This window comes from Achromobacter mucicolens (genome assembly GCF_029866465.1).
Lineage (GTDB): Bacteria > Pseudomonadota > Gammaproteobacteria > Burkholderiales > Burkholderiaceae_B > Achromobacter > Achromobacter mucicolens.
The window spans coordinates 4,737,316-4,763,580 of the sequence record NZ_CP123364.1 but is presented as its reverse complement, the minus strand read 5'-3'; the positions used below and the strand labels follow the sequence as shown (position 1 = coordinate 4,763,580).

The window sequence follows — 26,265 nt, the reverse complement described above, 5'->3', positions numbered from 1 at the left end:
AGACTCAGGAAGTATTCATGTCACTTGCAACTCTCATTAAAGCCATTCAGGACATCATGCGCAAGGATGTCGGCGTCGATGGCGACGCCCAGCGCATCAGCCAGATCTGCTGGCTGCTGTTCCTGAAGATCTTTGACGATAAAGAACAGGAATGGGAACTGACCCAGTCCAACTACCGTTCGCCTATGCAAAGCCGCTTTCGCTGGAGCAACTGGGCCAAGGATTCGGAAGGCATGACCGGCGAGGAGCTGATTGACTTCGTCAACAACGATCTATTTCCTTCCTTGAAACAGCTTGCCACGAAGGCGGGCGTATCCGCGCAAGGTCGGGTGATCGGCTCGGTGTTCGAGGATGCGTACAACTACATGAAGTCAGGCACGCTTTTGCGCCAGGTGATCAACACCATTGAAGAGGACGTGGATTTCAACTCTTCCAGCGACCGGCACCTGTTTAACGACATTTACGAGAAAATCCTCGCCGACTTACAGTCGGCCGGCAACGCGGGAGAGTACTACACGCCGCGCGCGGTCACGCAGTTCATGGTCGATATCCTCGACCCGAAACTCGGCGAAAGCATCCTCGACCCGGCCTGCGGCACGGGTGGCTTCCTGACCTGCGCCATCGAGTACCTCAAGAAGCAGGTCAAGACGCCAGCTGACAACCAGCTCCTGCAAGAAAATATCCACGGCGTCGAGAAGAAGCCGCTGCCGCACATGCTGGCCATGACCAACATGATGCTGCACGGCATCGACGTGCCCACCCGCATCCGGCACGACAACACTCTCTCTCGCCCCTTCAAGGATTACGGCCCACGCGACCGGGTGGAGATCATCATCACCAACCCACCGTTCGGCGGCATGGAAGAGGATGGCATCGAAAAGAACTTCCTCGCCAAGCACCAGACCCGCGAAACTGCCGACCTGTTCATGGCGCTGATCATGCACCTGCTCAGGCACGACACCGGCCGCGCTGCAGTGGTGTTGCCGGATGGCTTCCTGTTCGGCGAGGGGGTGAAAACCACGCTCAAGCGCGAACTGCTGGAAGAGTTCAACCTGCACACCGTCGTGCGCTTGCCCAAAGGCGTGTTCGCCCCTTACACCGGCATCGCCACCAACATCCTGTTCTTCGAGAAGGGCGGCCCCACCAAGGACGTATGGTTCTTCGAGCACCCCTACCCGGCAGGCTACAAGAGCTATTCCCGCTCCAAGCCGCTGACCATTGAGGAATTCGATCTGGAGAAAACCTGGTGGGGCGGCCCGCAGCGTAAGGGGCGCAAGACCACCGAGCATGCCTGGAAGGTCTCTGCCAAGGATCTGGCTGCTCGCAACTACAACCTGGACTGCAAGAACCCGCACGAGGTGGCCGTCGAACTGGGTGATCCGGACGAACTGATGGCCGAATACCAGGACATCACCCGCCAGTTGCAGGCCGCTCAGCAAGCGCTGAAAACCGAACTGCTGGCCGCGCTCAAGGCCACCAGCGGGGAGGCGGGATGAGCGACAAGCCCGTGTCTCTCGTTACGGCCCCGGAAGGCTACGCCAACTGGTTGGGCGAGCTGAAGAGCCGCATCCACAGTGCCCAGCAGCGGGCCGCGCTGGCCGTCAACCGCGAACTGGTGCTGCTCTATTGGCAGATCGGCCGTGACATCCTGCAACGGCAGGCCGAGCAGGGCTGGGGGGCCAAGGTCATCGAGCGGCTAGCGCACGACCTCAGGACAGCCTTTCCCGAGATGAAGGGCTTTTCCCGCGCCAACCTGATGTACATGCGCTCCTTCGCCGACGCTTGGCCGGACGCGGCAATTGTCCAACAGGCTGTTGGACAATTGCCGTGGGGCCACAACCTGGTGTTGCTGGCCAGGCTGAAGCAGCCAGAACAACGCCTGGCCTATGCCCAGCGCGCCGTGGAACACGGCTGGTCTCGCGCCACACTGGAAATCCATATCGAATCCCGCTTGCTGGAGCGGGAAGGCCAGGCGATCACCAACTTCGCCGACCGTCTCCCTGCGCCGGGAACCGATCTGGCTCGGCAAGCCCTCAAGGATCCCTACCTGTTCGACTTCCTGGATGTCGGCCAAGAAGCCAACGAACGGGAAATCGAATCAGCGCTGGTCAAGCACATCACCCAGTTCTTGTTGGAACTGGGTGCGGGTTTCGCTTTCGTCGGCCGCCAGGTTCATCTGGAAGTCGGCGGTGACGACTTCTACATCGACCTGTTGTTCTACCACCTTAAGCTGCGCTGCTACGTGGTCATCGAGCTGAAAGCCGAGAAGTTCAAACCAGAACACCTCGGCCAGTTGGGCTTCTACCTTACTGCCGTCGATATGCAGGTCAAGGCCGAACAGGACCACCCCACCATCGGCCTGTTGCTGTGCAAGAGCAAGAACACCGTGGTGGCCGAATACGCATTGCGCGACAAGACCCAGCCCATCGGCGTGGCGGAATACCAAATGATCGAATCCCTGCCTGAAGAACTGCAAACCAGCCTACCCAGCATCGAACAAATCGAACGCGAACTGGGAGGCGAACATGAATAAGCACACCGCCGAACTCCTGGAGAAGCACTTCGACACTGCCTTTGCTGCACCCAACGGCATCAAGAAATTGCGCGAGCTGATCCTGGCGCTGGCCATGCAGGGCAAGCTGGTTCCGCAAGATCCGAATGACCAACCCGCCAGCGAGTTGCTGCAAGAGATTGAAGCCGAGAAACAGCGGCTGGTGAAGGAGGGTCAGATCAAGAAACCTAAGCCCCTACTGCCGGTGACAGAAGAAGAAAAGCCTTATTCGTTGCCACCAGGGTGGAGGTGGGTGCGTCTGGGAAATATTTCTACCAAATTAACAGATGGATCTCACAATCCCCCACGTGATGCTGGCTCTGGGATTCCAATGCTCAGTAGCCAAAACGTGGCAAATGAACAGATTGATTTTAATAATCCTTCCAGATATGTAAGCCAAAAGGATTTTGATCTTGAGAATAAAAGAACGGCCATTGAGGCAGGCGATGTACTGCTGACGATAGTAGCTTCACTGGGCAGATCGGCTGTCGTTCCGGAAGATGCGCCAAAATTTGTTTTACAGCGAAGTGTTGCTGTAGTGCGAACCGACATCGTTCCGTATTTTTTATGCAAGCTATTTCTATCACCTATTTGTACCGACTACTACGATGCGCATGCAAAGGGGACTGCGCAGAGAGGTATTTACCTTGGAAAACTTGGGGAAATGCCTATTCCGCTACCACCCCTGGTAGAACAACAACGTATCGTCGCCAAAATCGACGAGTTGATGGCGCGTTGCGACGAATTGGAAAAACTGCGTATTGCACAGCAGGGAGCACACCTGACCGTTCATGCCGCAGCCATCAAGCAACTGCTGAATATCGCCAAACCCGACCAGCACCAGCGCGCCCAGGCCTTCCTCGCCGAACACTTCGGCGAGCTCTACACCATCAAGGGAAACGTCGCCGAACTACGCAAGGCCATCCTGCAACTGGCGGTGATGGGCAAACTCGTCCCGCAAAACCCGGACGACCAGCCTGCCAGTGAACTGCTGAAAGAAATCGAAGCCGAGAAACAGCGGCTGGTGAAGGAAGGCAAGATCAAGAAGCCCAAGCCGGTACCTTCAATTGCTCAAACAGATAAGCCATTTCCTGTTCCTGATAATTGGCGGTGGGTGAGGATTGCCGAGCTTGCGGAGTCCGTAGATTACGGAACATCACAGAAAACTTGTGATGACTCCTCACTTGTTCCTGTTTATCGAATGGGAAATATTGTCGATGGTCGGTTGATAGACGAAGGATTCAAGTATATTTCGCCAAAAATCGACGAATTGCCTCGCCTTTTTCTTCAGCCAAACGATATTCTTTTTAACCGCACGAACAGCTATGAGTTGGTTGGAAAGTCGGCGCGATACACAGGCCATGCCGAGCAGGCGACATTTGCATCTTACCTGATAAGAGTCAGATTGCTTGATGCCTTGCTGAGTCCAGTTTTCATGAGCTTAGCCATGAATGCTCCCTATTTCAGATTAACTCAAATCGAACCTGAAATTGTTCAGCAGTGTGGACAAGCAAATTTTAACGGCACAAAGCTTTCCCTTTGTGTTGTTCCTCTTCCACCACTCGCTGAACAACATCGCATTGTCGCCCGCACCGATCAATTGATGGCTTTATGCGACTCACTAGAACAGCAGATCAACGCGACCACTGAAAAACAAACCGAATTGCTGAGCAATCTGATTCGTGCGCAATCGCAAGGCGGCGCAGCGGAAAGCCCCGAGCGAGCAACGCATACAAGAGCCCAAGTTATTGACCTCGCCATTTACCGCGCCAGCATCGGTTGCTATGCGATCAACAAGCTCGCCAACACCCAGTACTTCGGCCGAACTGCTGCTGCCAAGATAATGTACTTGGCTCAAGCTCATATTGGCCTAGCACTGGATATGAAACCCGAGCGTGAAGCTGCTGGGCCACTGGATACCTGGATTTATGATTTCGAGCGGCAAGGTCAAGGCAAGAGCTGGTTCGAGGTCAATGAAAAGACCTTGGCCAACGGCAGGAAAAAGACGGAGTACCGCGGTTTGTCGGCGTTGTCAGAACTTGCGGCCAAAGCTGAATCGCTGATGTCATCCGGGCAAAAGGCTGAATTTGATCGTTTGATTTATGCCCTGGCAAACAAGAAGACCGAAGAGGTCGAGATCCTCGCCACTCTTTTTGCCGTCTGGAACGATTTTCTGATCGATGGTGTTCAACCTACGGACGAGCAGATCATCGCCGATGTTCGCGAAAACTGGCACGAGCGCAAAGCACGCTTCACCCCAGCCGAGCTTGGCCGTTGGCTTGATTGGCTACGCAGAGAAAACATCATTCCTCAAGGACTGCCACCAAGAACCGTGCAGCAGTCAAGATTAGGCTTTGGTTAACGGTGAATTTTGCATGGCAATGAGAGGCACGTGCCCAAAAAAGACTCAAGCCGGTATTGAGATTATCAAATGACCAACCTGCAAGATCTCGGCCTCGCCTATCGCAAAGCGAAAGTAGATCTCTACTATTCGTCGCATGCTTCGTTGGATGCAATTGCGAGTTATGAAGAAAATTTGCACTCCAACCTTGCTGCGCTGCAGGACAAGATCAGTGGTGAGGATGAGGTCTGGGTGACATCGCCGGAGTTCATTGGTACTTGGGTGCTGGCCACCAAATCTGTCGAAATGGACTGCTGGGCGAAGCACAAGAAGGAAAATGGCAGTGGATTGATTTTCTCGTCACCTGCTGATGAGTGGGAACATGCGCTGAAAGCTTTGGCTGAGAAGGAACTGCCAGAAAAGCCCAAAGCCGAATTCCGAATAATGGCCCGATGCAGCCTGGACTTTCACGTGTTCTCCACCTTGTGGATGCTGGAAGTCGGGCAGTTATTCGACGCAAGATTAAGCGAGTGCGCATATGGCAACCGTTTGCGCCGTACTCAAGATGGCAAAGGGATCAATAAGCTGTCGCTTGGTTCGTTCCAGCCTTATCTGAAGCCTTTTCGCGACTGGCGTGACAAGGGCATTGCCGCCATGCGTACCGCGCTAGATGCCGACAAAAAGATTGTGGCATTAACGGCGGATGTCAGTTCCTTCTATCATGAACTGAATCCCGGCTTCATGCTTAACCCGGATTTTGTCACCGATGTACTGCAACTTGAGCTAACGGAATTCCAGGTCAAGCTCCATCGCTTGTTCATTCATGCCCTGCAAGCGTGGGCGGCGGCAACACCGTTGAAGAAGGGTTTACCCGTGGGGCTGCCAGCATCGGCCGTCGTGGCTAACATAGCGCTGGTTGAGCTGGATCGCTGTATAGAACAACAGGTTGCACCCATCTATTACGGGCGCTACGTCGATGATATCTTGCTGGTCATGGAAAACGGCGCGAACTTTGCTTCGACGGCGGTGCTGTGGGAATGGCTGTTTGAACGGTCGCAGGAGACGCTAGGCTGGGTGGATCAAGGCAAAAAGCATATTGGCTACAAGCCGACGTACCTCAGTGAAGGGGAAGGGAAAAGCCAGGTACATTTCGCCAATGGCAAGAACAAGGTATTCATTCTGGCCGGTGAGCCGGGCAAGACCTTGGTGGACGCCATCGCTCATCAGATTTACGAACGCGCCAGCGAGTGGCGAGCCATGCCGCGGTTGCCTCGGTCCGCCACGCATGTCGGCACGGATCTATTGGCCGCCACGCAAAGCGACGGCGAGGCCGCCGATAACCTGCGCAAGGCGGATGCGTTGACCATGCGTCGAGCTGGCTTCGCCATCAAATTGCGCGACTTCGAAGCCTATGAACGTGATCTGTTGCCCGAAGCCTGGACAGCCCATCGTCGTGCGTTCTTCCGTGCCTTCACCCAACACGTGCTCGTGTTACCGCAGTTTTTCGACCTGGCTGTCTATCTGCCCAGGGTCATTCGCCTCGCCACGGCCTGTGAAGACTTTGCGGATCTACGCCGGATCATCGAAGCGCTACAGAGACTCTGCGAGAAGGTACAGGAGCAATGTGACATCGGTGTAAAAGCGTGGCCCGAAGGGGGGGATAGACCGAACGCTGCGGAGATGCTGGGGCGCTGGAAAGCGCAGCTCGTTACCAGTATCCGAGAAAGCATCGCAGCCGCATTCCCACCTCGCTTGTCCAAAGCGGGCAAGCTGGCGTGGCAAACCTATATGGCCGACTATCATCCCTTCATCCACCGTGATGCCTTTCTGTCCTGGCCGTTGTCCGTCAAAGACTTTCAAACACAGCAGGCCCGCCTGTTCTCGCTTGACCTTGCGCATTTGCCATTCCGCTTCATCGGTCTGCCGAAGGAAATGGTGGCACAGCGCGGTATCCCTGCCAAAAAAACCGTTGTAGGTTGCGACAATGCTGCCGAGGTGTTGCCTAGCGCTGTACTTGAGGGCGCCCAGACACTTGCCCAGTGGATCGGCTTCAAGCATTTGCCACAGGGGCTCCCGTTCGCAACTCGGCCCTTCAATCTGCCTGAGCTGTTTATCCTGAATCGCCATGCCTATTTAGAAGGGGCACAGGTCGACATGCAGGCGGTGGTGATGTCGGTGCGTGGCTTCGACATGGGAGAGAAAGCGCCTCTATTCGACAAAAATAACGTACTGCAAATACCAGACAGTGTTACTCAACGGAAATACGGCATTGCTGTCTCTAGTTGGCAAACAAAGCTAGAGAGCTGGACAGCCAGCGTGATGTGCATGCCGGACCCTGATGCCGAACGCTATGTTCGCCTTTGCCGTCTGTTAGATGGCGTAATTGCCCAGCCCAGAGACAGCCGCTATCTGGTCCTGCCAGAGCTGGCACTGCCAGCGCACTGGTTCATCCGTATCGCTCGCAAGTTGCAAGGGCGAGGCATTTCGCTGATTACCGGCGTCGAATACCTGCACGCCAGCAAGTCACGAATCCGTAACCAGGTTTGGGCGGCGCTATGCCACGATGGTTTGGGCTTTCCCTCGCTGATGATCTACCGTCAGGATAAACAAAGGCCTGCGTTGCATGAAGAGCAGGAGTTGCAGCGCTTGGCAGGGTTGGAAATGAAGCCGGACAAAGCGTGGAAAACACCGCCCGTCATTCAGCATGGCGATTTGCGTTTCGCTATGCTGATTTGCAGCGAACTGACCAACATCCGTTATCGCGCTGATCTGCGTGGCAAGGTGGATGCGCTGTTCGTGCCTGAATGGAACCCAGACACTGAAACCTTCAATGCACTAGTTGAATCCGCCGCATTGGATATCCACGCCTACATCATTCAATGTAATGATAGACAGTACGGCGACAGCCGCATCCGCGCTCCCTACAAGGATAATTGGAAGCGCGATGTGTTACGGGTCAAGGGCGGCGTGACTGATTACTGTGTGATTGGTGAAATCGATGTGCAAGCCTTGCGCCAATTTCAGAGTAGCCACCGTTCACCTGGACACTCTTTTAAGCCGGTACCGGATGGATTTAACGATGCGATGAACTATCAACGCAGGGTATTGCCCACGAATAATGGTGGTTGACCCTGAGCTTTGGCTCATGCGGGAGGGGCGTCGAATTTGGAACGTTCTAACTGTGTGGCAGCGTCACGCCAATCACGGCGCAATGCGGCCCTTAGAAGCGCTTAACCGCCCCGATCCCCCGCCGCCCTTACAAAATTCTCCTCCAATACGCTCAACACCCGATTCAGCGTATCCACATCCGCCGCGGACAACCCCTTCAGCGACTCCTCAAAAAACTGCGCCCGCTTCGGCAGCGCCTCATTCACCACCGCCTGCCCTTCAGCCGTCAGCGTCGCATTCGTCAGCCGGTTGTCGTCGGCATCCACCGCCCGCGAAATCCATCCCAGCTTTTGCATCGCCTGCAATTGCCGCGTCAACGAAGCCGGATCCAACCGGCAACGCTCGGCCAGATGCTTTTGCGAGCATTGTCCGTTTTCATGCAGCGCCAGCAGAATCCGCCAGCGCGGCAGCGCGTGGCCAACCTTGCTGCTGAAGGCGCTTTGCATCACGCGGTAGGTTTGGCCCATGTGCTGGATGACTTGCAGGCCTTGTTGTTGTTTGGGCAAAAGCTACTCTCCGACGCCGGCGGGCTCCGGTTTGGATGGCCGGACCAGTTGCACCAGGGGCACGCGCCGCACGCACCAGATTGCGAAGACGGCGACGGCGAGGGCGATGAGTTGCCCTTCGTGGATGGCGCCCACCAGCGCGATGCGCGCGATTTCGATGAGCGACGTTCCGTCCTGGCCTTGATGGGCCAATTGTGCCAGGAACTCGGTCTGGGCCGCGGGGTTGACCAGCATCTGCGGGTCGTTGAGTTTCGGAAGCCATTGGGCGGACGCGCCGCGCAGCGTGGACTCCACGCCGTTGAAGTAGCTGTGGCTGACCATCGTGCCGACAACCGCGGTGCCCAGCATGCCGCCGATCATGCGCAGGGATTGCAGCAGCGCCGTGGCGATGCCCAGGTGGCTGCGGCCGGCGGTCTGTTGGGCGAAGACGGTGAGGTTGGGCATGATGAAGCCCATGCCCAGGCCGGCCATCAGCATGTAGCCGGCGATCAAGAGGTGCGAGGTGTAGTTGTGGGTGGTGACGATGCCCAGGCACGAGAACGCCATGAGGATGAAGCCGGCGTACAGCATGCGGTTGGGGTTGCGGATGCGGGTGATGATGCGGCCATTGACGATGCTGCCCACGGTGATGAAGACGACCATGGGCGTGATGAGCAGACCCGCCTGCTGGGGCGACAGCCCGAAGCCGCCTTGCAGGAGCAGCGGGGCGTAGAAGAGCAGGGAATACATCGTCACGCCGACCAGCAGGGCCAGGGTGAAGAGCGTGGCCAGGCCGCGGTTGCGGAACATGTCCAGGGGCAAAAGGGGATGCGGGCAGCGGCGCTCCCACCAGATCAGGGCGGCGAAGGCGGCGATGCTGCCGGCGCCCAGCAGCATGAGCGAGGGCGTGAAGCCGTCCTTGGGCAGGAGCTCGACGAGCAGTTGCAGGGCGCCCAATGCCACGGCAATCAGCAGCGCGCCCTGCCAATCCAGCCGGACCTTGCCGGGGTTTTGGTTGCGCAGGTGCGGCAGGTAGCGGGCGACGAACCACAGGCCCAGGATGCCGATGGGCAGGTTGACGTAGAAGACGGAGCGCCAGCCGTAGTGCTCCGTCAAGGCGCCGCCTAGGGTGGGGCCGACGGCGTTGGCGATGCCGAAGGCGGCGCTGAGCATTACCTGCCAGCGCAGGCGCACGTGGGGGTCGGGGAAGAGATCCGGGATACAGGCGAAGGCCGTGCCGACCAGCATGCCGCCGCCAATGCCTTGCAGTGCCCGCGCCAGCACCAGTTCGAGCATCGTGTCAGCCGCGCCGCACAGGACCGAGGCCAGCGTGAACAGCACGATGGCGGCCACGACGAAGGGTTTGCGTCCGTAGTAGTCGCCCAGCCTGCCGAAGATGGGCACGGTGATGACGGAGGTGAGGAGGTACGACGTCGCGACCCATGCGTAGAGTTCGAAGCCCCGCAGCTCCGCCACGATGGTGGGCAGCGCGGTGCCCACCACGGTCTGGTCGATGGCGACCAGCATCATCACGAAGCACATGCCCAGCATGGCCAGCAGGGTTTGCCGGAAGGGCAGGATCTGGCCGGGCGAGTGTGGAGAAGTGGGGGCGGGGGCGGTCATTGTTGGACGCATCAATAATTGATCGATCAATCATTCTAGTCCCACAATCCGCCCGACAGGAAGCCGTCAGCTTGGCCGATCCCGCTGACCGGCCTGATTTGTTACGATAGCGGTTATCTGCACGCTGGGTTACCGGCGTCTTCAGCAGGCCTTCCTCGGTAGCACCTTCCTTTGGCGCCCATGCCGCAGGCTCGGCAGGCGCGAGGACACGTCCTGAAAGGCAAGCCCTTCGTGGCAAGCCCTGGAATGCAGACAGTTCAATAGGCCGGCGGACTTCCGCTGGCAACGCACCTTCCCCCGCGCTTGGCGCGGTGGTCGGCATCAAGGATTTCCAGTCGAGGTACCGACGGGGCAGCAATGAAAACGTGGTTCAAGCGCATTTTGATAGGCCTGGTAGTGTTGGTTGTCGTGGCCGTCGTCGGCCTGGCCATCTTCTTGCTGACATTCGACCCCAACGCGTACAAGTACAAGCTGGAAGAGCTTGTCCAGGAACGCTATCAGCGCACGTTGACGATCGACGGCGAGATCGAGCTTTCGCTCTTCCCGCGGATCGGCCTGTCGGTGCAGGGCGTGTCCCTGTCCGAACCCAATAGCACGGACACCTTTGCCTCCATCGAGAGCACGCGGCTGGCCGTGGCCGTTTGGCCGCTGCTGTCCAACAGCTTCGTCGTGGACCACGTTGCCATCAGTGGGCTGAAGGCGCGCGTGGTGCGCGACAAGCAGGGCCAGTTCAATTTCAGCAATCTGGTGGGCGGCACGCCGCCTGTCACCGATGCCCCCGGCAACCCGGCCGAGGCCCTGGTGGGCGCGGCCCAGACCGCCGCGCAGGCGATTACCGGCGGCCCCGTGCCGACGCCGCGCAACAACATGCAGATCGACATCGCCGGCCTGGACCTGAAGGACGGCGAAGTGCAGATGCAGGACGCGATCACCGGCATGGCGGTCGCGGTGACCCGTATCAACGCCAATACCGGCCGCGTCACGTTCAACCAGCCTTTCGATGTGCGGATGTCGGCCCGGGTCGAAGGCGGCTATCCGCGCGTCGACGCCAACCTGACCGGCCAGGCGTTGCTGACGCTGGACCCCTCGGCCAAGCGCTACGCCGCGCAAAAGCTTGATTTGCGCATGGACGGCAAGTTGCCCGGCGCGGAGGCCAAGAGCCTCGTGATGCGCGGCAACCTTGCCTTCAATGGGCAGAAGTCCGCGCTGGACGTGGCTGGGCTGGAACTCCTGTTCCAGGGCGACGTGACCGAACCTTCGGCCAAGGCGACCAATGTGGAAGCCAGCGTGGCAATTCCCAAACTGGCGATCGACCCGCACAAGAGCCAGCTCCAGATCGAAAAACTGGCCGTGCGCGCCAAGGGCGGCGTGGCCGATGGTCCGTTTGAACTGGCGGTCGATGCGCCCGCGCTCAATATTTCGCCCGCGTCCGCCACCGGCGAGGCGCTGACCGGCCGCGTGCGCATCAGCGGCCTGGACGCCAGCTTCGGCCTGAACGGCATCAGCGGCAATGCCGGCGAACTGGACATCAAGGAAGCCAAACTGGACAGCACGTCCAAGAAGGGCGAACGGGTGGTGAAGCTGAATTTTGCGTCGCCGCTCAGCCTGAATCTCTTGATGCGCAGCGGCGCCATGTCCGCGCTGCGTGGCGACGTGAACATCACCGATCCGGGCCTGCCCAAGGGCAGCCTCCAGATCCCGGTGATCGGCAGCCTGACGGTGGACCTGCTCAAGGACCAGGCCACCAGCAAGATCAACGCGGTCCTGGAAGGCGGCAAGTTCGACCTGAGCGCCGACATCACCAAACTGTCCGACACGCCGCAGATGAAGTTTGCGCTGGCCGTGGACACGCTGGACCTGGACAAGCTGGTGCCGCCGGTCTTGGCCGCGCCGCCCAAGCCGCCCACGGACGGCAAGAAAGACGACAGCAAGCCCGCGCCGGCGCCCGCACCGGCAGCGCCCCCTGACGACACGATCAACCTGTCCGCGCTGGTGGGTCCCAGCGTGAACGGCACGCTGAAAGTGGGCAAGCTGGTCGTGCGCGGCCTGAAGGCCGACGACGTGTCGGCGGCGGTCAAGCTGGACAAGGGCAAGCTCGACATCTCCAACCTCGCGGCAGGGCTTTACGGCGGCAAGCTGGCCGGCGCCCTGTCGGTGGACGCGGCGCAGGGCAATCAGATCGCGACCAAGATGACGCTGGCCGATATCGCCATCGAGCCGCTGCTGATGGACCTGGCCAAACGGAACGTGCTGAGCGGCACGGGCAATCTGATGCTGGACCTGAAAACCGGGGGCGCCAACGTCTATGCCATGAAGAGCGGGCTGGCGGGCGCGTTGCAAGTGCGCCTGCGCGATGGCGCGGTCAAGGGCATCGACCTGACGCAGACGCTGCGCGACCTGAAGGCCCGGTTCTCGCCGGACGCGCAGAACGAGACCGTGGCTGCCGACACCAGCAAGCAGACGCAGTTCTCCGAAATGGATGCGGACCTGGCCATCGCCAAGGGCGTGGCAACGGTCAAGCGCCTGAGCTTCGTGTCGCCGCTGCTGCGCGTCACGCAGGGCGATCCGGCCACCATCGACTTCGTCAAGAGCGAGCTGGATCTGGTGGCGCGCGCGCGTGTCATCAACCCGGCGGCCAATCCCGACGGCAAAGAACTGATCGACCTGAAGGACGTGACCATTCCCGTCCATTTCAAGGGTCCGTTCGACAACCCTTCGTACACGCTGCTCTGGAAGGACGCCATCGGCGGCATCCTGAAGCGCAGCCTGGAGAACAAGCTCAAGGAAGCGGTCTCCGGGAAGGGCAAGAGCGGCGCCGCGGTGGACAAGGCCTTGAAGGGACTGCTTGGCAAATGAGCGACGACCAATTCCAGCCCATCGCCGAATGCGGCGTGACGACGCAGGCGCAGGCCGCCGCCTACCATCGCCAGTGGCTGGTCGCCAATGATTCCGGGCAGTGGCTGAACCGCGAGCTGTGCCCCAGGCTGGCCGACGTGTCGGTGGAACTGCGCCTGGGCTACCTGGTGTTGAAGGCGCCGGGCATGCTGCGCATGGATATTCCGCTGGACGTGATCGAAGACGACGACAGCGTGCGCTACAGCATGCTGGTGGGTGAGCAGAACATCGACGTCGTCGACGAAGGCGAGCTGGCCGCGGCCTGGATTTCGAACTTCGTGCAGGTGCCTTGCCGCATCATGAAGGTCCACCCGGATACACCCGTGACCCACTGGCCGGCCTGAAGGCGGCCAGCGCCGGTTTTCAAGCGCCCGCGCGGGTGCGCTTGTACTCGAAGGCGGTGTGGGCCACGAGGCCCGCCGCCAGGCCCCAGAAGGCCGAACCAATTCCCCAGAAACTGAATCCCGAGGCCGTCGCCAGCAGCGTGATGAGCGCGGCCTCGCGTCGTTGCGGGTTGGCCATGGCAGCGGCCATGCCGCCCATGATGGTGCCCAGCAGCGCCAGGCCGGCCAACGCTGCCAGCAGGGCGGCAGGTAGCGCCTGGAAGAAGACGGCGACCGCGCCCGCAACGATGCTGAGCGCGACGTAGCTGACGCCGTAGGTGGCGGCGGCGATGTAGCGCTTGGCCGGATCAGGATGGGCCTCGGGCCCCGTGCAGATGGCCGCGCTGATCGCGCCCATGGTGACGCTGTGCGCGCCGAAGGGGGCGGCCAGGAGGCCCAGCAGGCCCGTGGCGGCCACGAGGCGCGAGGCCGGCGGCCGGTAGCCGGCGGCCTGCAGAATGGCCAGGCCGGGCAGGTTCTGCGAGGCCATGGCGACGACAAAGAGGGGAATGCCCAGGCTGACCGCCGCCTGCGCGCTGAAGGCGGGCGTCGTCCACACGAATTCGGTCAGGCGCCAGTCCAGCTGGTCGACCTGCATGAGGCCCATTGCGGCCGCCATGGCCACTGCCACGGCCATCACCACCAGCACGGCGTAGCGCGGCGCCCAGCGGCGGCACAGCAGGTAGGCGGCGCACATGGCCAGCACCAGCGCGGGCTGCTTGTTGATGTTGCTGAAGATGCCCATGCCGAAATTGAGCAGCACGCCTGCCAGCATGGCGGCGGCGACCTCGCCGGGAATGCGGCGCAGGATGGGATCGATCCAGCCGAACAGTCCGCACGCGAGCGTCAGGCCGGCCGCCAGCACGAAGGCGCCCACGGCTTCATTGAAGGGAACGCCGGCCAGCGCGGTGACCAGCAGCGCCGCGCCGGGCGTGGACCACGCCATGACAACGGGCAGGCCCGTGCGCAGGCTGTAGAACGCGCCGCCCAGGCCCAGTACGAGGCTCAGCGAGCCGATCCATGAGCCGATGCGCGCCGCGTCCAGGCCGGCTGCATGGCCCGCCTGCACCATCAGCACGGCGGTGCCGCCGAAACTGACCAGGACGGCGACCAGCCCCGCAGCGACCGCGGACGCGGAGAGGTCGCGTCGGGCGTGGTGTGGGGAGGGGGAAAGGTTGATGCTTGGCGGCGCCGTGTCGCTCATGCGGCACCGGTCAGGCGTCGATACTTGGCCATGAGTTGCTCCTGGCCTTCATTCCATTGCGGGTGCAGCTCGATGCATTCCACCGGACAGACCACCTTGCACTGCGGCTCGTCGTGGTGGCCGACGCATTCCGTGCACCGGTCGGGGTCGATGACGTAGTAGTCCTCGCCCATGGAAATCGCTTCGTTCGGGCACTGGGGCTCGCAAACGTCGCAATTGATACATTCTTCGGTGATGGTCAGGGCCATGATGGGCTACGGAAAGGCGAGGGGCCCGGCCATTGTAGCGCCGGGCGGCCGGGGCCCGGAAAGCGCGAAAAGGGCGCCTTCGCACCCTTTGGGGATGGTGCGGGCGGGGCGCCTCAGCCCGGCCAGGACTGTTCGCGGCGTTCCTTGGCCTTTTCCTGGAGCCAGCGCTCGACGGAGGGGAACACGAACTTGCTGACGTCTCCGCCCAGTTGCGCGATTTCACGGACGATGGTGCCCGAGATGAACTGGTACTGGTCGGACGGCGTCATGAACAGCGTCTCGACGTCGGGCAGCAGATGGCGGTTCATGCCGGCCATCTGGAATTCGTATTCGAAGTCGGACACGGCGCGCAGCCCGCGCACGATGACGCGCCCATTCTGTTCGCGAACAAAGTCCTTCAACAGGCCGCCGAAGCTTTGCACTTCCACGTTGGGATAGTGCCCCAGCACTTCGCGCGCGATGTCCACGCGCTCGTCGATGCTGAAGAAGGGCTTCTTGTTGCGGCTAATGGCGATTCCCACCACGACTTTGTCAAAAAGCGTGGCTGCACGGCGAACCAGGTCCTCGTGGCCCCTGGTCAGCGGGTCGAAAGTGCCGGGATAAACAGCGATGATCATGCGAGCTCCGTACCGTTATTAGTGGTCTACACCATCCTCCGAAGCCGGATTATTGATCGATTTGCGCATCGCAGCAAATTCCAAAAGATGGAAGTGGACCGCGCCGGCCTTGTCCTGCCGCAGAATCTGGAATCCTTCGGGGGCTTCGATGGCGGATTCCGCCTCGACATAGACTAGCCCGTGATCGGTCAAAATGCCCGGCAGGATCGGCCACAGGCGCGGCAGCCAGCCCTGTCCAAAGGGCGGATCCAGCAGGATGAGGTCGAACCGCGAGGCATCCATCCGTTCGGCGACCTGCATCGCATCGCCCACATGGATGCGTATCATGTCGGCTTTGAGCTTGTCGCGCAGTGTCCGCAGCGCGGACGCGGCGGTCTTGTCCCGCTCGACCATCTGCACATGCGCCACGCCGCGCGAGGCCGCCTCGAAGCCCAGGGCGCCGCTGCCGGCAAAAAGATCCAGCACCTGCTTGTCGGCGAACTCGCCGCCCCACAGGTGCGTAAGCCAGTTGAACAGCGTCTCGCGGACCCGGTCGGGCGTGGGACGCAGCGTCTCCACGTCGGGCACGGCGATGGGGGTGCGCCTGTATTGGCCCCCGACGATACGAATATACTTGTTACCCATGTTTAGCCGCTTCTTCAAGAAAAAATCCCCTCCGCCCGCCACGCCGGCTCAGCCCGCGTCGCCGCCGGAGGTTGCCGACGCGCCAGTCGCGCCCGCGGAGCCGTCTTCTGCCCCGTCCAGCCCGTCGCCGGCGTCGTCTTCGCCGGCGCTTCGGCCGGAACCTGCGGAGCCGGTCGCCGCGCCGGTCAGCGCGCCTGTGACGGCGCCTGTGACCCCGACGGTGACCCCGCCCGCGGCGCCGCCAGCTCCGGCTGTGCCTGCGCCGACGTCTACGCCAGCGCCGTCGGTCTCATCCGCGCCTGGCCCAGTAGCGACGCCCGCGCAGCCTGCGCCGTCCTCGGCACCGGCCGCGCCGTCCCTCACGCGCACCGCGCCGGCTTCCGCGCCGGTCGCCGCGCCTGCAGCAGCTGCTTCCGCCGCGCCAGCGGTTGAGCCATTCCGCGCACCGCAGCCGCCCGCACCCGTCATCGCGCCCACGCCTGCACCCGTGGTCCCGGCGCCTGCGCCGGTATCAGCGCCTGCGCCAGTATCCACGCCTGCCCCTGTTGCAGCCCCCGCACCCGTCCCGGAACCCGCACCCGCCGAGGCGCCCAAGAAGGCCTCGTGGCTGTCGCGCCTGAAGCAGGGCTTGTCGCGCACCGGTCAGAGCATTGGCGGCATCTTCGTCGGCGTTAAGGTCGACGAGAACCTGTTCGAGGAACTCGAATCGGCCCTCATTATGGCCGATGCGGGCCTTGAGGCCACCGAGAAGCTCCTGACCGCGCTGCGCGCGCGCGTCAAGAAGGAACGCATCGAGGACCCGGCCAAGGTGAAGACGGCCCTGCGCCAGTTGCTGGCCGATCACCTGCGCCCACTGGAGCGCGCGTTTGACCTGAAGCGCACGCAACCGCTGGTGGTGATGATTGCCGGCGTGAACGGCGCGGGCAAGACGACTTCCATCGGCAAGCTGGCGCATACGTTCCAGCGCCAGGGCGCCAGCGTGCTGCTGGCCGCCGGCGACACCTTCCGTGCCGCCGCGCGCGAGCAACTGGTGGAATGGGGCAGCCGCAACAACGTCAGCGTGATTTCGCAGGACGGCGGCGATCCGGCCGCGGTGGCGTTCGACTCGGTCAACGCCGGCCGCGCACGCGGCATGGGCGTGGTGATGGTGGATACCGCCGGCCGCCTGCCCACGCAGCTGCACCTGATGGAAGAACTGAAGAAGATCCGCCGCGTCATCGGCAAGGCGGATGCGTCCGCGCCGCATGAGGTGCTGCTGGTGGTGGATGGCAACACGGGGCAGAATGCGCTGGCGCAGATCCGCGCGTTTGACGCTGCCATCAACCTGACCGGTCTGGTCGTGACCAAGCTGGACGGCACGGCCAAGGGCGGCACGCTGGCGGCCGTTGCTGCCGGCAGCCAGGGCGTGCGTCCGGTGCCGGTGTATTGGATTGGCGTGGGCGAAAGCCTGGAAGACCTGCAGCCCTTCGTGGCGGACGAGTTCGCGGCGGCATTGCTGGCGGATTGAAGCCGTTCATTCGGCGGGCTGAAACGCCCCTCTGAAGGCCCCTGGCGGGACGACGCGCAAGCGCCGTCCCGCAGTCGTTTGCGCGCCCGCCACACGGCCGGCGCACGATACGTGTCACTTCCAGAATGGCTTGCTGCGCGCCAGATCATCGAAGGCTTGCTGCGCCTCGATGACCAGTTCGTCCAGGCGCGCGCTGATCCAGCCCAGCGCAAACCACGCCTGCGGATGCGATGCCGTACACGACTGGTAGTAGTCCTTGGCCATCGCCAGATCATTGATCTCGCCCAACACGTCCTGCACGCGGGACAGCAGCTTGCGATAGCCGCGCAGCTTGCAGGCGGGCAGCAGCGATTCGGCGAAAGACAGGCCGTAGCGCAGGCGTTTGCCGCGCTTGCGCAGTTCGTGGCGGGTGGGGATGTCCAGCGAGGCGAAGTGCGTGCCTTGGTCGGCCACCTTGCCGTGCCAACGGTGCAGGCGGCGGGCCAGGAGCTTGTGCAGACGCTGCGGCTGCGGCTCCGGCGTCAGCATCGGGATGATGGTGGGCTTGACGACGGGACCGGCCACGCCGCCTTCCAGCCGGATGGCGGGTTCGGGCGCGGCGTCGCTGGGCGTGCCGTTGGCGATGGTCTGGCCATCCGCTTCCGGCTGGACCGCCGGCACGTCGAGCGACCATTCCAGCAGTTCCAGCAGCCAGGCCTGAAACGGCTGGCCTCCCGCAATGGTCTGCGCGTCCGCCTCGGGCGGCGCGGCTTCCATCGGGATCACGGGCATGCCGGCGCGCAGCAGCGCGGGGGCGACCGTTTCGTTCAGCACGTCCTGGTCGCGGTTGGCGCCGAACGCCGCAAAGTGGGTGCGCACGCCTTGCAGCAGGGAATCGGGCACCGGCGCGATCCAGCCATCGAACAGCTTCCAGGCCGACCGCAGCCGGCGCACGCCCACGCGCAATTGATGCACGTGTTCGGAATTACCCGCGCGGTACACGCCTTCGGTGTCGACTTCGGCCAGCACCGCGGCATTGCGGCAGATCTGGTCCAGGCATTCGGCCGCGATCGCGCCCATGGCCTGGGACGGCGTCATGTCATTGCGCAGCTTGACGGCGGCGGCGCCGCGTGGCGCCCAGAACTGGGCGATGGCCTGCGCACGCCGCGCTTCGTGATCTTCGCCGGCGGCGGCGTCCACCTCGGCCAGGCGCTGCGCAAGCTGGGCCAGGGCGTCGCCGCGTTCTGACTTGCTGCGCGGATCCAGGATCAGCGCATGCCGCTGCTGCCAGCCGCGCGCGGCGGCGAAGATGGCGGCGGGGCGTCCCGACACCAGTTCGAATTCCAGTTCGGAGATCGGCAGCTCCAGCGCGCCCGCGCGCAGGATGCCGGTGTCGTAGGCCAGCTCCACTGTGCCGTGACGCGTGCGGATCTTGCGCAAGAGGCGCTGCACGTCGGTTTCGTAACGCAGGCCCAGTTCGCCTTTGATGGCGGATAGCGGGCCTTCGACTTCGGTGCCGGCATAGACCGACAGGTCCAGCACGGGACCGGGGCGCGGATGGTTCATCTCGATGCGCGAGATCGCGTCGGCGCCGGGCATCTTCAGCGTCTGCACCCAGTCGGGCCCTTCCTGGCGCAGCCGGATGGCGATGCGCGCCCGCGCAAGCTCACGCTCTGGCGTGTCGAAATACATGGCATGCAGGCGAAGGCGCGTGGCCTCGCGCTGCTTGACTTCACGCAACACGGCCTGGCGCGAAGCCGTGGGCACGTGCAGTTTCAATTCCTGTTCCGACATGGCAGCGGGTGTCCAACGGCAAAAGCCGAGATCTTAATCAAGGCGCGGGTGCGATTTGATGACCGGTCATATTTTGTTCACATGGAGGATAGACGTGATCGCGCCGCAAAAACAAGGCGGCGGATCAAGGACGCTGACGCGCTTTTGCGTTGCTTGCGAACAGAAAGGAACCGTCCATAGAAAACGCCGCCCCACAGGGGGCGGCGAAGGAGCGCTGTCAGGGGAAACCGACAACCGTAAAGCGGGCTACAGGATGCGTTTGCGCGCCTGCGTGATGATGACTTCGGCCAGGACGACGACCACGAAGATGGCGGCCAGCACCAGGGCAACGCGGTCCCACTGGAACAGGTTCAGCGCGGTGTCCAGCGCCATGCCGATGCCGCCGGCGCCAACCAGGCCCAGCACCGCGGATTCGCGCACGTTGATGTCCCAGCGCAGCAGCACGATGGACCAGAACGCCGGGCGGATCTGCGGCCAGTAGGCGTACCAGATCACCGATGCCTTGCTGGCGCCGGTGGCCGTGACGGCTTCGATGGGCCCGCGCTGCGCTTCTTCGATGGCTTCGCCGACCAGCTTGCCGACAAAGCCGATCGAGCGGAAGGCGATGGCCAACGTGCCGGCCAGCGCGCCCGGTCCGAAGATGGCGATGAACAGCAGCGCCCAGACCAGCGAATTGACCGACCGGCTGGACACCAGGATCAGGCGGGCCAGCATGTTGATGGTCTTGCTGGGCGTGAGGTTGTTGGCCGCCAGCAGGCCCACCGGCACGGCCATGAACACCGACAGGATGGTGCCAAGCGTGGCGATGTGCAGCGTTTCGATCAGCGCCGCGTGCACGCCATCCGGGTAGTAGGCCCAGTCGATCGGCCACATCCGGCGAAAGAGATCGGCCATCTGCTCCGGCGCGTCATACAGGAACTCCGGAATGATCTCCACGCCGCGGATCGCTTGCACGACGGCTGCCACCAGCAGCAGGTACAGCGCAAAGCGCAGCAGGCGCTGGCCCATGCTGTAGCGTTGCCAGACACGCGGCTGGCCAGCGGGATTCAAGGGGGAAACGTGGGCGTTCATTCGTCCACCTCCGCCTTGCGCGCCGCTGCCGGCTTGCTGGTGCCAAGGCCCCGCGCGCCGGCAAAGCGGCTTTGCAAGATGCGGTCGAAACCCAGGTTGTCCAGGAACACCGCCCGCACGAAGCCAGCCAGGATTTCGCCCAGCATGATGATCGCGATCAGGGTCAGCAGGATCGCGCTGACGAAGTCGTAATCGAAGCGCTGGAAGGCCGAGAACAACGTGCCGCCCACGCCGCCCGCGCCCACGATCCCCACCATGGTGGAGTTGCGCAGGTTGGAGTCGAATTGGTAGGTGGCAAAGCCGATGAAGCGGGCGAACACCTGCGGCAGCACGCCAAAGACGATGACGTTGGAGAACGACGCGCCGGTGGCGCGCACGGCCTCGACCTGCTTGAGCGAGATTTCTTCGATAGCCTCGGTGAAGAGCTTGCCGATGAAGCCGATGGACGCCACGGTCAGCGCCAGGATGCCTGCCAGTGCGCCAAAGCCCACGGCCTTGACGAACAGGATGGCGACGATGACCGGGTGCAGCGCGCGGCACAACGCGACGATCGACCGCGCGGGCCACGAGATCCACGCGGGCATCAGGTTGCGCGCGCCCAAAAGGCCCACGGGCAGGGCAAGAAAGATGCCCAGCATCGACGCCAGGACCGCGATTTCAAGACTTTCCGCGATGCCCTTCCACAGGGTGGCGGGCTTCTCGAAATTGGGCGGGAACATGCGCGCGAGGAACGTCGAGGCGTGCCCCATGCCGGCCTCGAAACGCGACCAGCTGAAGTCGAGCTGCGCGGCCGCATAGACCGTGTAGAGCACCAGCAGCAGCAAGCCCAGCTTGGCGCGTCCGGACATGGCGAAGGGGCGGATGGCGCCCCGGGGTTGCGTCATTCCAGCCAAGACTCGCCTCCGTAGATGGTCTTGAGCATGGTGGCGTCCAGGCCCTGTCCGTTGCCGTCATAGACCACGTGGCCGCCCGACATGCCGACGATGCGCGTGGCATAGCGGCGGGCCAGTTCGACGTCGTGGATGTTGACGATGACGGGGATGCCCGTGGCGCTGCCCTGCGCGGACAGCAGTTCCATGATTTCGACGGAGGTCTTGGGATCGAGCGACGACGTCGGTTCGTCGGCCAGCAGCACCTGCGGGCGCTGCATCAGCGCGCGGGCGATGCCCACACGTTGGCGCTGGCCGCCCGACAGCGCATCGGCGCGCTGGTCGGCAAACCCGGCAAGGCCCACGGTATCGAGCAGCTTGTAGGCGTGCTCGATGTCCTCGGGCTCGAAGCGGCGCATCCAGGCCTTCATGGCCGAGGTATAGCCCAGCCGGCCGGTCAGCAGGTTTTCCATCACCGTCAGGCGTTCGACCAGGTTGTATTCCTGGAACACCATGCCGATGCGGCGGCGCGCGCGGCGCAGCGACGCGCCGCGCACTTGCGCCAGGTCGACGGTGCCGTCTTCGGACTGCAGGATGATCTCGCCCTTGGTGGGTTCGATCAGCCGGTTGATGCAGCGCAGGAGCGTGCTTTTACCGGTGCCCGACGGCCCGATGATGGCGGTGAGCCCCTGTCCGGCGATCTGCAGGTCGATGCCGTTCAGTACCGGCCGGCCGGCCCGGTATTCCTTGACCAGGCCGGAAATGCGTAGCGACGTCGTCATGCTGGATTACTTCTTGCTCTTGGCGGATTCGCGGTCGTAGGCCGCGCGGTTGAAGCTTTCGCCACCGGACTCGGCGACCTGGCGGACGATGGCCCAGTCCTTCTGGTAGGTCACCGGATAGAAGCGGTCAGCGTTGTCAAAGGCCTTGGACATCTCCGGCGGGAAGCGGTAGTCGTAGAAGCACTTGAGCATCTGGTCGCGGAACTTCGGCTCCAGGTCGTGCGCGTAGGCGAACGACGAGGTCGGGAATTTCTCGCTGGTGTAGATGATGCGGAAATCGGCTTCCTTGACCTGGCCGCGTTCGACCATGCGCTTGAAGACGTCGGACGCGACGGCCGCGGCGTCGTAGTCGCCGGAGTTCACGCCCATGACCGATTGGTCGTGCTTGCCCGAGAAGATGACCTTGTAGTCCTTGTCGGGCGTCAGGCCTTCCTTGGGGAACAGGGCAACGGGCGCCATGTGGCCGGAGTTCGACGAGGGGGCGGTGTGCGCGAGCTTCTTGCCCTTCAGGTCGGTCAGCTTCTGGTAGGGGCTGTCCTTCTTGACGATGACGATCAGGTTGTAGCCCTGGAAGCCGTCGGCGTAGCCCTTGACCGCGAACGGCACGGCGCCCGCGATGTTCACGGCGAAGGCGGTGGGGCCGGTCGAGAAGCCGCCGACGTGCAGGCGGCCCGAGCGCATGGCTTCGATTTCAGCCGCATTGCTCTGCACCTGATAGAACACGACGCGCTTGCCCGTGCACTCGGACAGGTGCTTGGTGAAGGGCTTGAAGATGTCTTCGTACACGGCCGGGTCTTCCACGGGCGTGTACGTGAACACCAGCGTGGAAGGCGTCTTGAGCTTGGACGGATCGGTCGGCGTGTCGGCCACCAGGTCCTTGTTCGAGTCGCAGTACATCTGGTCCAGGTCGCCGCGGTTGGAGCAGGTGTCGGCGGCCTGGGCGGCGGACGCTCCAAAAGCGAATGCGGCCAGGGCGGCCGCCTGCATAAGACGCAAGGCTTGCATCGTGTGTCTCCTCGTATGGGTATTAATTGAATGTTTGCTGAATTCAAACACACAACCGGGGACGGCACACTCGGGAAAGTCCCTGCCTTTCTTTTCGTCTTTTGTTCGTTTTGTTCGCTTTGTTTTCGTTTTTGCGCGAAAGCGCGCTCAGCCGCGGAAGCCCAATTTGCGGGAGATTTCCTGCGCGCAGGCCAGCAACGGCCGCGCGATCGCGCCGTCCCACGACACGTCGAACAGGCCCGTGGGGCCCAGGCTGGTCAGCGCCAGCACGATGCTGCCCGTGTTGTCGAAGACCGGCACGGACAGCGCGTCCACGCCCGGCAGCGGATTGCCCAGCGCGCGGGCCATGCCGTGCACGCGGATGTCCGCCAATTGCGCGTCGATGTTGGCGCGCGAGGCCTTGCGCGGGGGCGGCACGCTGGCGATGACGGCGGTGTCGCCTTCCTCGCGCGCGATGTAGTGTTCGCTGACCTTCGGGGGCAGCCAGGCCGCGAACACAAGCCCCGTGGCGGTGTGCAGCATGGACATCACCGTGCCTTTGCGCATGTTCACGTGAACCGGGTAGCTGGCTTCGGTCATGTGGATCATGGTGGGGCCGTGCGAGCCCAGCACCGCGATGCCCAGCGTGTGGCCGATCTCGGATTGCAGCTTGGCGATCTCGGGCATGGCCACCCGCACGGGGTCCAGACGCTGCAGACTGACCAGCCCCATCTGCAGGGCGAAGGGGCCCAATTCGTACTGGCCGGTGGTGGCGTCTTGCTGCACCAGTCCCACGCGGATGAAGCTGACGAGATAAGGATGGGCCTTGGCGGAGGTCATGCCCGCGCCCGCCGCGAGATCGCGCAAGGTCAGGGGCTTGCCGGCGTCGACCAGGGCGGCCAGCAGCGGCACGCCCACTTCGATGGACTGGATGCTGCGGCGGCCGTCATTGGCGGGCGCCGCGGTCTTGGAAGTTGCCACGGTGTGCTGACCTCAGGCCGGCTGGACTTGGGAGGGCTGGCGCGCGGCGAGCAGCCGGTCGGCCATTTCGACGAAACCGCCGCCGCCATGGAAGGCGGCCACGAAAGCGGGGCGGTGCGTCAGGCGATGCAACTGGGCCTGGATGTTGGCCACGCCGACCGAGATCGGGAAGTAGGCGAACATCGGCTCGTCGTTGGGCGAATCGCCAATGAACAGTGTGCTGTCCAGCGCGCCCGCCACGTCCTGGCCGAACTCGCGCTGGAACATGGTGCGTGTCATCGTGAGCTTGTCGTAGTCGCCGAACCAGCCATTGACGTGGATGGAGCTGACCTTGGCCTGCGCGCCCGCGTCCTGGAAGATCTGGACGATGCGGCTGATGGCGGCGTCGGGCAGGGCGGGCACGTCTTCGCAGAAATCGATGGCCAGGTCGGCCACGCGATAGTCCTGGTCGCTGGCGACGGCGCTGCCGTGCACCTCGGCCAGGACGCGGTCGCGGATGGCGTCCAGCCGCTTGCGGCTTTCCTGGCGCGAAGCGGCGTCGGTCCAGTAATGCGTGGTCATGCGGCGGGCCTTGCGGTCGTAGGCGTAGTAGAACGCGCCGTTCTCGCCGACCACGGCGCGCACGGGCCACATGCGCGCGATGTGGTCGCACCAGCCGGCCGGACGGCCGGTGATGGGCACGACCTGGATGCCGGCCTGTTCCAGGCGTTCAAGCGCGGCGTACGCGTCGGCCGGCAGGCGGCCTTCAGTGGTCAGCGTGTCGTCGATGTCGGTCAGGACGACGCGGACGGCTGCCGCGACGTTCAAAGGCATGGCCGCAAGGGCTTGCATGAGGTTTTTCCTTCGTTTTTCTGGGGGGATCTCCGGGCGAAAGTTTAACCGGACGGCCCCATCCGGACGGGCCCTCCAGACACGAATAGGGGTTCGGCCCGCAGGGGCGGTAAAATTCGGGCTTTCCCGCCTGGTTTACGCGTCACGCCATGTCCGTCCAGTTGTCCTCCCTGCCCGGCTCCGAGCCGGAATCCTTCGGCATCGCTTCGGTTGCCGAGATCATCGCCGAGCTGCGCGCCGGCCGCATCGTCATTTTGGTTGACGAAGAAGACCGCGAAAACGAGGGCGACCTCGTCATGGCCGCCGAATTCGTCACGCCCGAAGCCATCAACTTCATGGTCACCCACGGCCGCGGCCTGGTGTGCCTGACTCTGACCGAAGAACGCTGCCGCCAGCTCGAGCTGCCCATGATGGCCGCCCGCAACGGCACGCGTTACGGCACCAATTTCACGCAATCGATCGAAGCCGCCGTGGGCGTCGAGACCGGCATCTCGGCCGCCGACCGCGCCCGCACCATCCAGGTGGCGGTGGCGCGCGACGCCAAGCCGGCCGATCTGGTCCAGCCGGGCCACATCTTCCCGGTGCGCGCCGTGCCCGGCGGCGTGCTGGTGCGCGCTGGCCATACCGAGGCCGGCTGCGACCTGACCGCCATGGCGGGCCTGACGCCCGCCGCCGTGATCTGCGAAATCCTCAAACCCGACGGCACCATGGCCCGCCTGCCGGACCTGGTCGAATTCGCGCGCCAGCACGGCCTGAAGATCGGCACCATCGCCGATCTGATTCAGTACCGCAGCGAGCACGAGTCCATCGTCAAGCGCGTGGGCAAGCGCACCATGCAAACGGCCTGGGGCACGTTCGAGGCCGTGGCCTACAAAGACGCCGCCACCGGCTCCGCCCACTTGGCGCTGGTGCATGGTAATGTGACTCCCGACGCCGAGACGCTGGTGCGCGTGCACGAGCCCGCGTCCGTGCTGGATGTGCTGGATACCGGCGCAAGTCCGCATAGCTGGGGCGTGGCCCAGGCGCTCGAGGCCATCGCCGCCGCCCCGGCCGGCGTGCTGGTGCTGATGAACTGCCAGTCTTCCACGGAACACCTGTTTGGCCAGATTGCAGGCTGGAACGACCCGAAGGCCCAGGCCAATTCCGCCAACGCCGACCGCTTCGGCCTGCGCACTTACGGGATCGGCGCCCAGATTCTGCGCGACCTGAACGTGGGTCAAATGAGGCTCCTGGCCCGGCCGCGCAAGATGCCCAGCATGGCGGGCTTCTCGCTCACCATTACGGGTTACGATTGCGACCCGCAGAACACTCCCGCAACACACTGAAGG

General features: G+C 62.9%; 21 protein-coding genes. 8 read left to right on the top strand and 13 right to left on the bottom strand.

What is annotated here, in order from left to right; translation table 11 throughout:
* Positions 1 to 17: 17 nt before the first annotated feature.
* The 4 genes from QEP15_RS21750 (at position 18) to QEP15_RS21735 (ending at position 8,021) form a co-directional block, all read left to right on the top strand.
* Positions 18 to 1,496: a type I restriction-modification system subunit M gene (locus QEP15_RS21750; protein ID WP_280148049.1), complete on the top strand. Its 1,479-nt coding sequence runs from the start codon at positions 18 to 20 to the stop codon at positions 1,494 to 1,496.
* Complete coding sequence (locus QEP15_RS21745) at positions 1,493 to 2,533, top strand: PDDEXK nuclease domain-containing protein (protein WP_280148048.1); 1,041 nt, start codon at positions 1,493 to 1,495, stop codon at positions 2,531 to 2,533. Before QEP15_RS21750 ends, QEP15_RS21745 begins: the two co-directional genes overlap by 4 nt.
* Entirely contained in the window at positions 2,526 to 4,913 is a 2,388-nt protein-coding gene (locus QEP15_RS21740) for a restriction endonuclease subunit S (RefSeq protein WP_280148047.1), read from the top strand. Before QEP15_RS21745 ends, QEP15_RS21740 begins: the two co-directional genes overlap by 8 nt.
* Positions 4,914 to 4,982: 69 nt before the next feature.
* Positions 4,983 to 8,021 (top strand): reverse transcriptase domain-containing protein, encoded by a 3,039-nt coding sequence (locus QEP15_RS21735; protein WP_280148046.1) that lies wholly within the window; start codon positions 4,983 to 4,985, stop codon positions 8,019 to 8,021.
* Positions 8,022 to 8,122: 101 nt separating this feature from the next.
* Here QEP15_RS21735 and QEP15_RS21730 read toward each other — a convergent pair whose 3' ends face one another.
* Together QEP15_RS21730 and QEP15_RS21725 are read right to left on the bottom strand one after the other, a co-directional pair.
* Complete coding sequence (locus QEP15_RS21730; RefSeq protein ID WP_056325394.1) at positions 8,123 to 8,566, bottom strand: MarR family winged helix-turn-helix transcriptional regulator; 444 nt, start codon at positions 8,564 to 8,566, stop codon at positions 8,123 to 8,125.
* A gap of 3 nt (positions 8,567 to 8,569) precedes the next feature.
* A complete protein-coding gene (locus tag QEP15_RS21725) occupies positions 8,570 to 10,168 on the bottom strand; it encodes an MDR family MFS transporter (RefSeq protein ID WP_179690311.1) in 1,599 nt (532 codons plus the stop codon).
* Positions 10,169 to 10,525: 357 nt separating this feature from the next.
* Here QEP15_RS21725 and QEP15_RS21720 point away from each other — a divergent pair, with 357 nt between their 5' ends.
* Positions 10,526 to 13,024, top strand: a complete 2,499-nt coding sequence (locus tag QEP15_RS21720) for an AsmA family protein (RefSeq protein WP_280148045.1) — start codon at positions 10,526 to 10,528, stop codon at positions 13,022 to 13,024.
* Positions 13,021 to 13,407 carry an MOSC N-terminal beta barrel domain-containing protein gene (locus QEP15_RS21715; protein WP_217618999.1) on the top strand — a complete coding sequence of 129 codons (387 nt, stop codon included), beginning with the start codon at positions 13,021 to 13,023 and terminating at the stop codon, positions 13,405 to 13,407. The genes QEP15_RS21720 and QEP15_RS21715 overlap by 4 nt, the downstream gene beginning before the upstream one ends.
* A 19-nt stretch (positions 13,408 to 13,426) precedes the next feature.
* Here the strand turns inward: QEP15_RS21715 and QEP15_RS21710 are convergent, their stop codons facing one another.
* The 4 genes from QEP15_RS21710 to rsmD form a co-directional block, all read right to left on the bottom strand.
* Complete coding sequence (locus QEP15_RS21710; RefSeq protein WP_280148044.1) at positions 13,427 to 14,650, bottom strand: benzoate/H(+) symporter BenE family transporter; 1,224 nt, start codon at positions 14,648 to 14,650, stop codon at positions 13,427 to 13,429.
* A complete protein-coding gene (locus QEP15_RS21705) occupies positions 14,647 to 14,898 on the bottom strand; it encodes a YfhL family 4Fe-4S dicluster ferredoxin (protein ID WP_042795127.1) in 252 nt (83 codons plus the stop codon). The genes QEP15_RS21710 and QEP15_RS21705 overlap by 4 nt, the downstream gene beginning before the upstream one ends.
* A 113-nt stretch (positions 14,899 to 15,011) precedes the next feature.
* Entirely contained in the window at positions 15,012 to 15,515 is a 504-nt protein-coding gene (gene coaD, locus QEP15_RS21700; protein ID WP_056558877.1) for a pantetheine-phosphate adenylyltransferase, read from the bottom strand.
* Positions 15,516 to 15,533: 18 nt separating this feature from the next.
* On the bottom strand, positions 15,534 to 16,139 hold the full coding sequence (gene rsmD, locus QEP15_RS21695; protein WP_056325409.1) for a 16S rRNA (guanine(966)-N(2))-methyltransferase RsmD: 606 nt from the start codon (positions 16,137 to 16,139) through the stop codon (positions 15,534 to 15,536).
* Positions 16,140 to 16,605: 466 nt separating this feature from the next.
* On the opposite strand from rsmD, the gene ftsY reads away from it, so the two are divergent.
* Positions 16,606 to 17,646 carry a signal recognition particle-docking protein FtsY gene (ftsY, locus tag QEP15_RS21690; RefSeq protein ID WP_226849524.1) on the top strand — a complete coding sequence of 347 codons (1,041 nt, stop codon included), beginning with the start codon at positions 16,606 to 16,608 and terminating at the stop codon, positions 17,644 to 17,646.
* Positions 17,647 to 17,760: 114 nt separating this feature from the next.
* On the opposite strand, the gene QEP15_RS21685 is transcribed toward ftsY, so the two are convergent.
* From QEP15_RS21685 to QEP15_RS21655, 7 genes are all read right to left on the bottom strand, one after another.
* Positions 17,761 to 19,419, bottom strand: a complete 1,659-nt coding sequence (locus QEP15_RS21685; RefSeq protein ID WP_280148042.1) for a CYTH and CHAD domain-containing protein — start codon at positions 19,417 to 19,419, stop codon at positions 17,761 to 17,763.
* Positions 19,420 to 19,665: 246 nt separating this feature from the next.
* Entirely contained in the window at positions 19,666 to 20,490 is an 825-nt protein-coding gene (phnE, locus tag QEP15_RS21680; protein WP_056325416.1) for a phosphonate ABC transporter, permease protein PhnE, read from the bottom strand.
* Positions 20,487 to 21,374 carry a phosphonate ABC transporter, permease protein PhnE gene (phnE, locus tag QEP15_RS21675; RefSeq protein ID WP_062839588.1) on the bottom strand — a complete coding sequence of 296 codons (888 nt, stop codon included), beginning with the start codon at positions 21,372 to 21,374 and terminating at the stop codon, positions 20,487 to 20,489. Before phnE (QEP15_RS21675) ends, phnE (QEP15_RS21680) begins: the two co-directional genes overlap by 4 nt.
* A complete protein-coding gene (gene phnC, locus QEP15_RS21670; protein ID WP_128828945.1) occupies positions 21,371 to 22,141 on the bottom strand; it encodes a phosphonate ABC transporter ATP-binding protein in 771 nt (256 codons plus the stop codon). The genes phnE (QEP15_RS21675) and phnC overlap by 4 nt, the downstream gene beginning before the upstream one ends.
* 6 nt (positions 22,142 to 22,147) lie before the next feature.
* Positions 22,148 to 23,146, bottom strand: coding sequence for a phosphate/phosphite/phosphonate ABC transporter substrate-binding protein (gene phnD / locus QEP15_RS21665; RefSeq protein WP_056325424.1), 999 nt, complete (start codon positions 23,144 to 23,146; stop codon positions 22,148 to 22,150).
* A 147-nt stretch (positions 23,147 to 23,293) separates the two neighbouring features.
* Entirely contained in the window at positions 23,294 to 24,106 is an 813-nt protein-coding gene (locus tag QEP15_RS21660; RefSeq protein WP_056325427.1) for an IclR family transcriptional regulator, read from the bottom strand.
* A 12-nt stretch (positions 24,107 to 24,118) separates the two neighbouring features.
* The gene (locus tag QEP15_RS21655; RefSeq protein WP_280148041.1) at positions 24,119 to 24,937 is read right to left on the bottom strand and encodes an HAD-IIB family hydrolase; all 819 of its coding nucleotides are present in this window, start codon (positions 24,935 to 24,937) and stop codon (positions 24,119 to 24,121) included.
* A gap of 149 nt (positions 24,938 to 25,086) precedes the next feature.
* Between QEP15_RS21655 and ribBA the strand changes: the two genes are divergently transcribed.
* Positions 25,087 to 26,262 carry a bifunctional 3,4-dihydroxy-2-butanone-4-phosphate synthase/GTP cyclohydrolase II gene (gene ribBA, locus QEP15_RS21650; protein WP_280148040.1) on the top strand — a complete coding sequence of 392 codons (1,176 nt, stop codon included), beginning with the start codon at positions 25,087 to 25,089 and terminating at the stop codon, positions 26,260 to 26,262.
* The last annotated feature ends 3 nt before the right edge of the window (positions 26,263 to 26,265 follow it).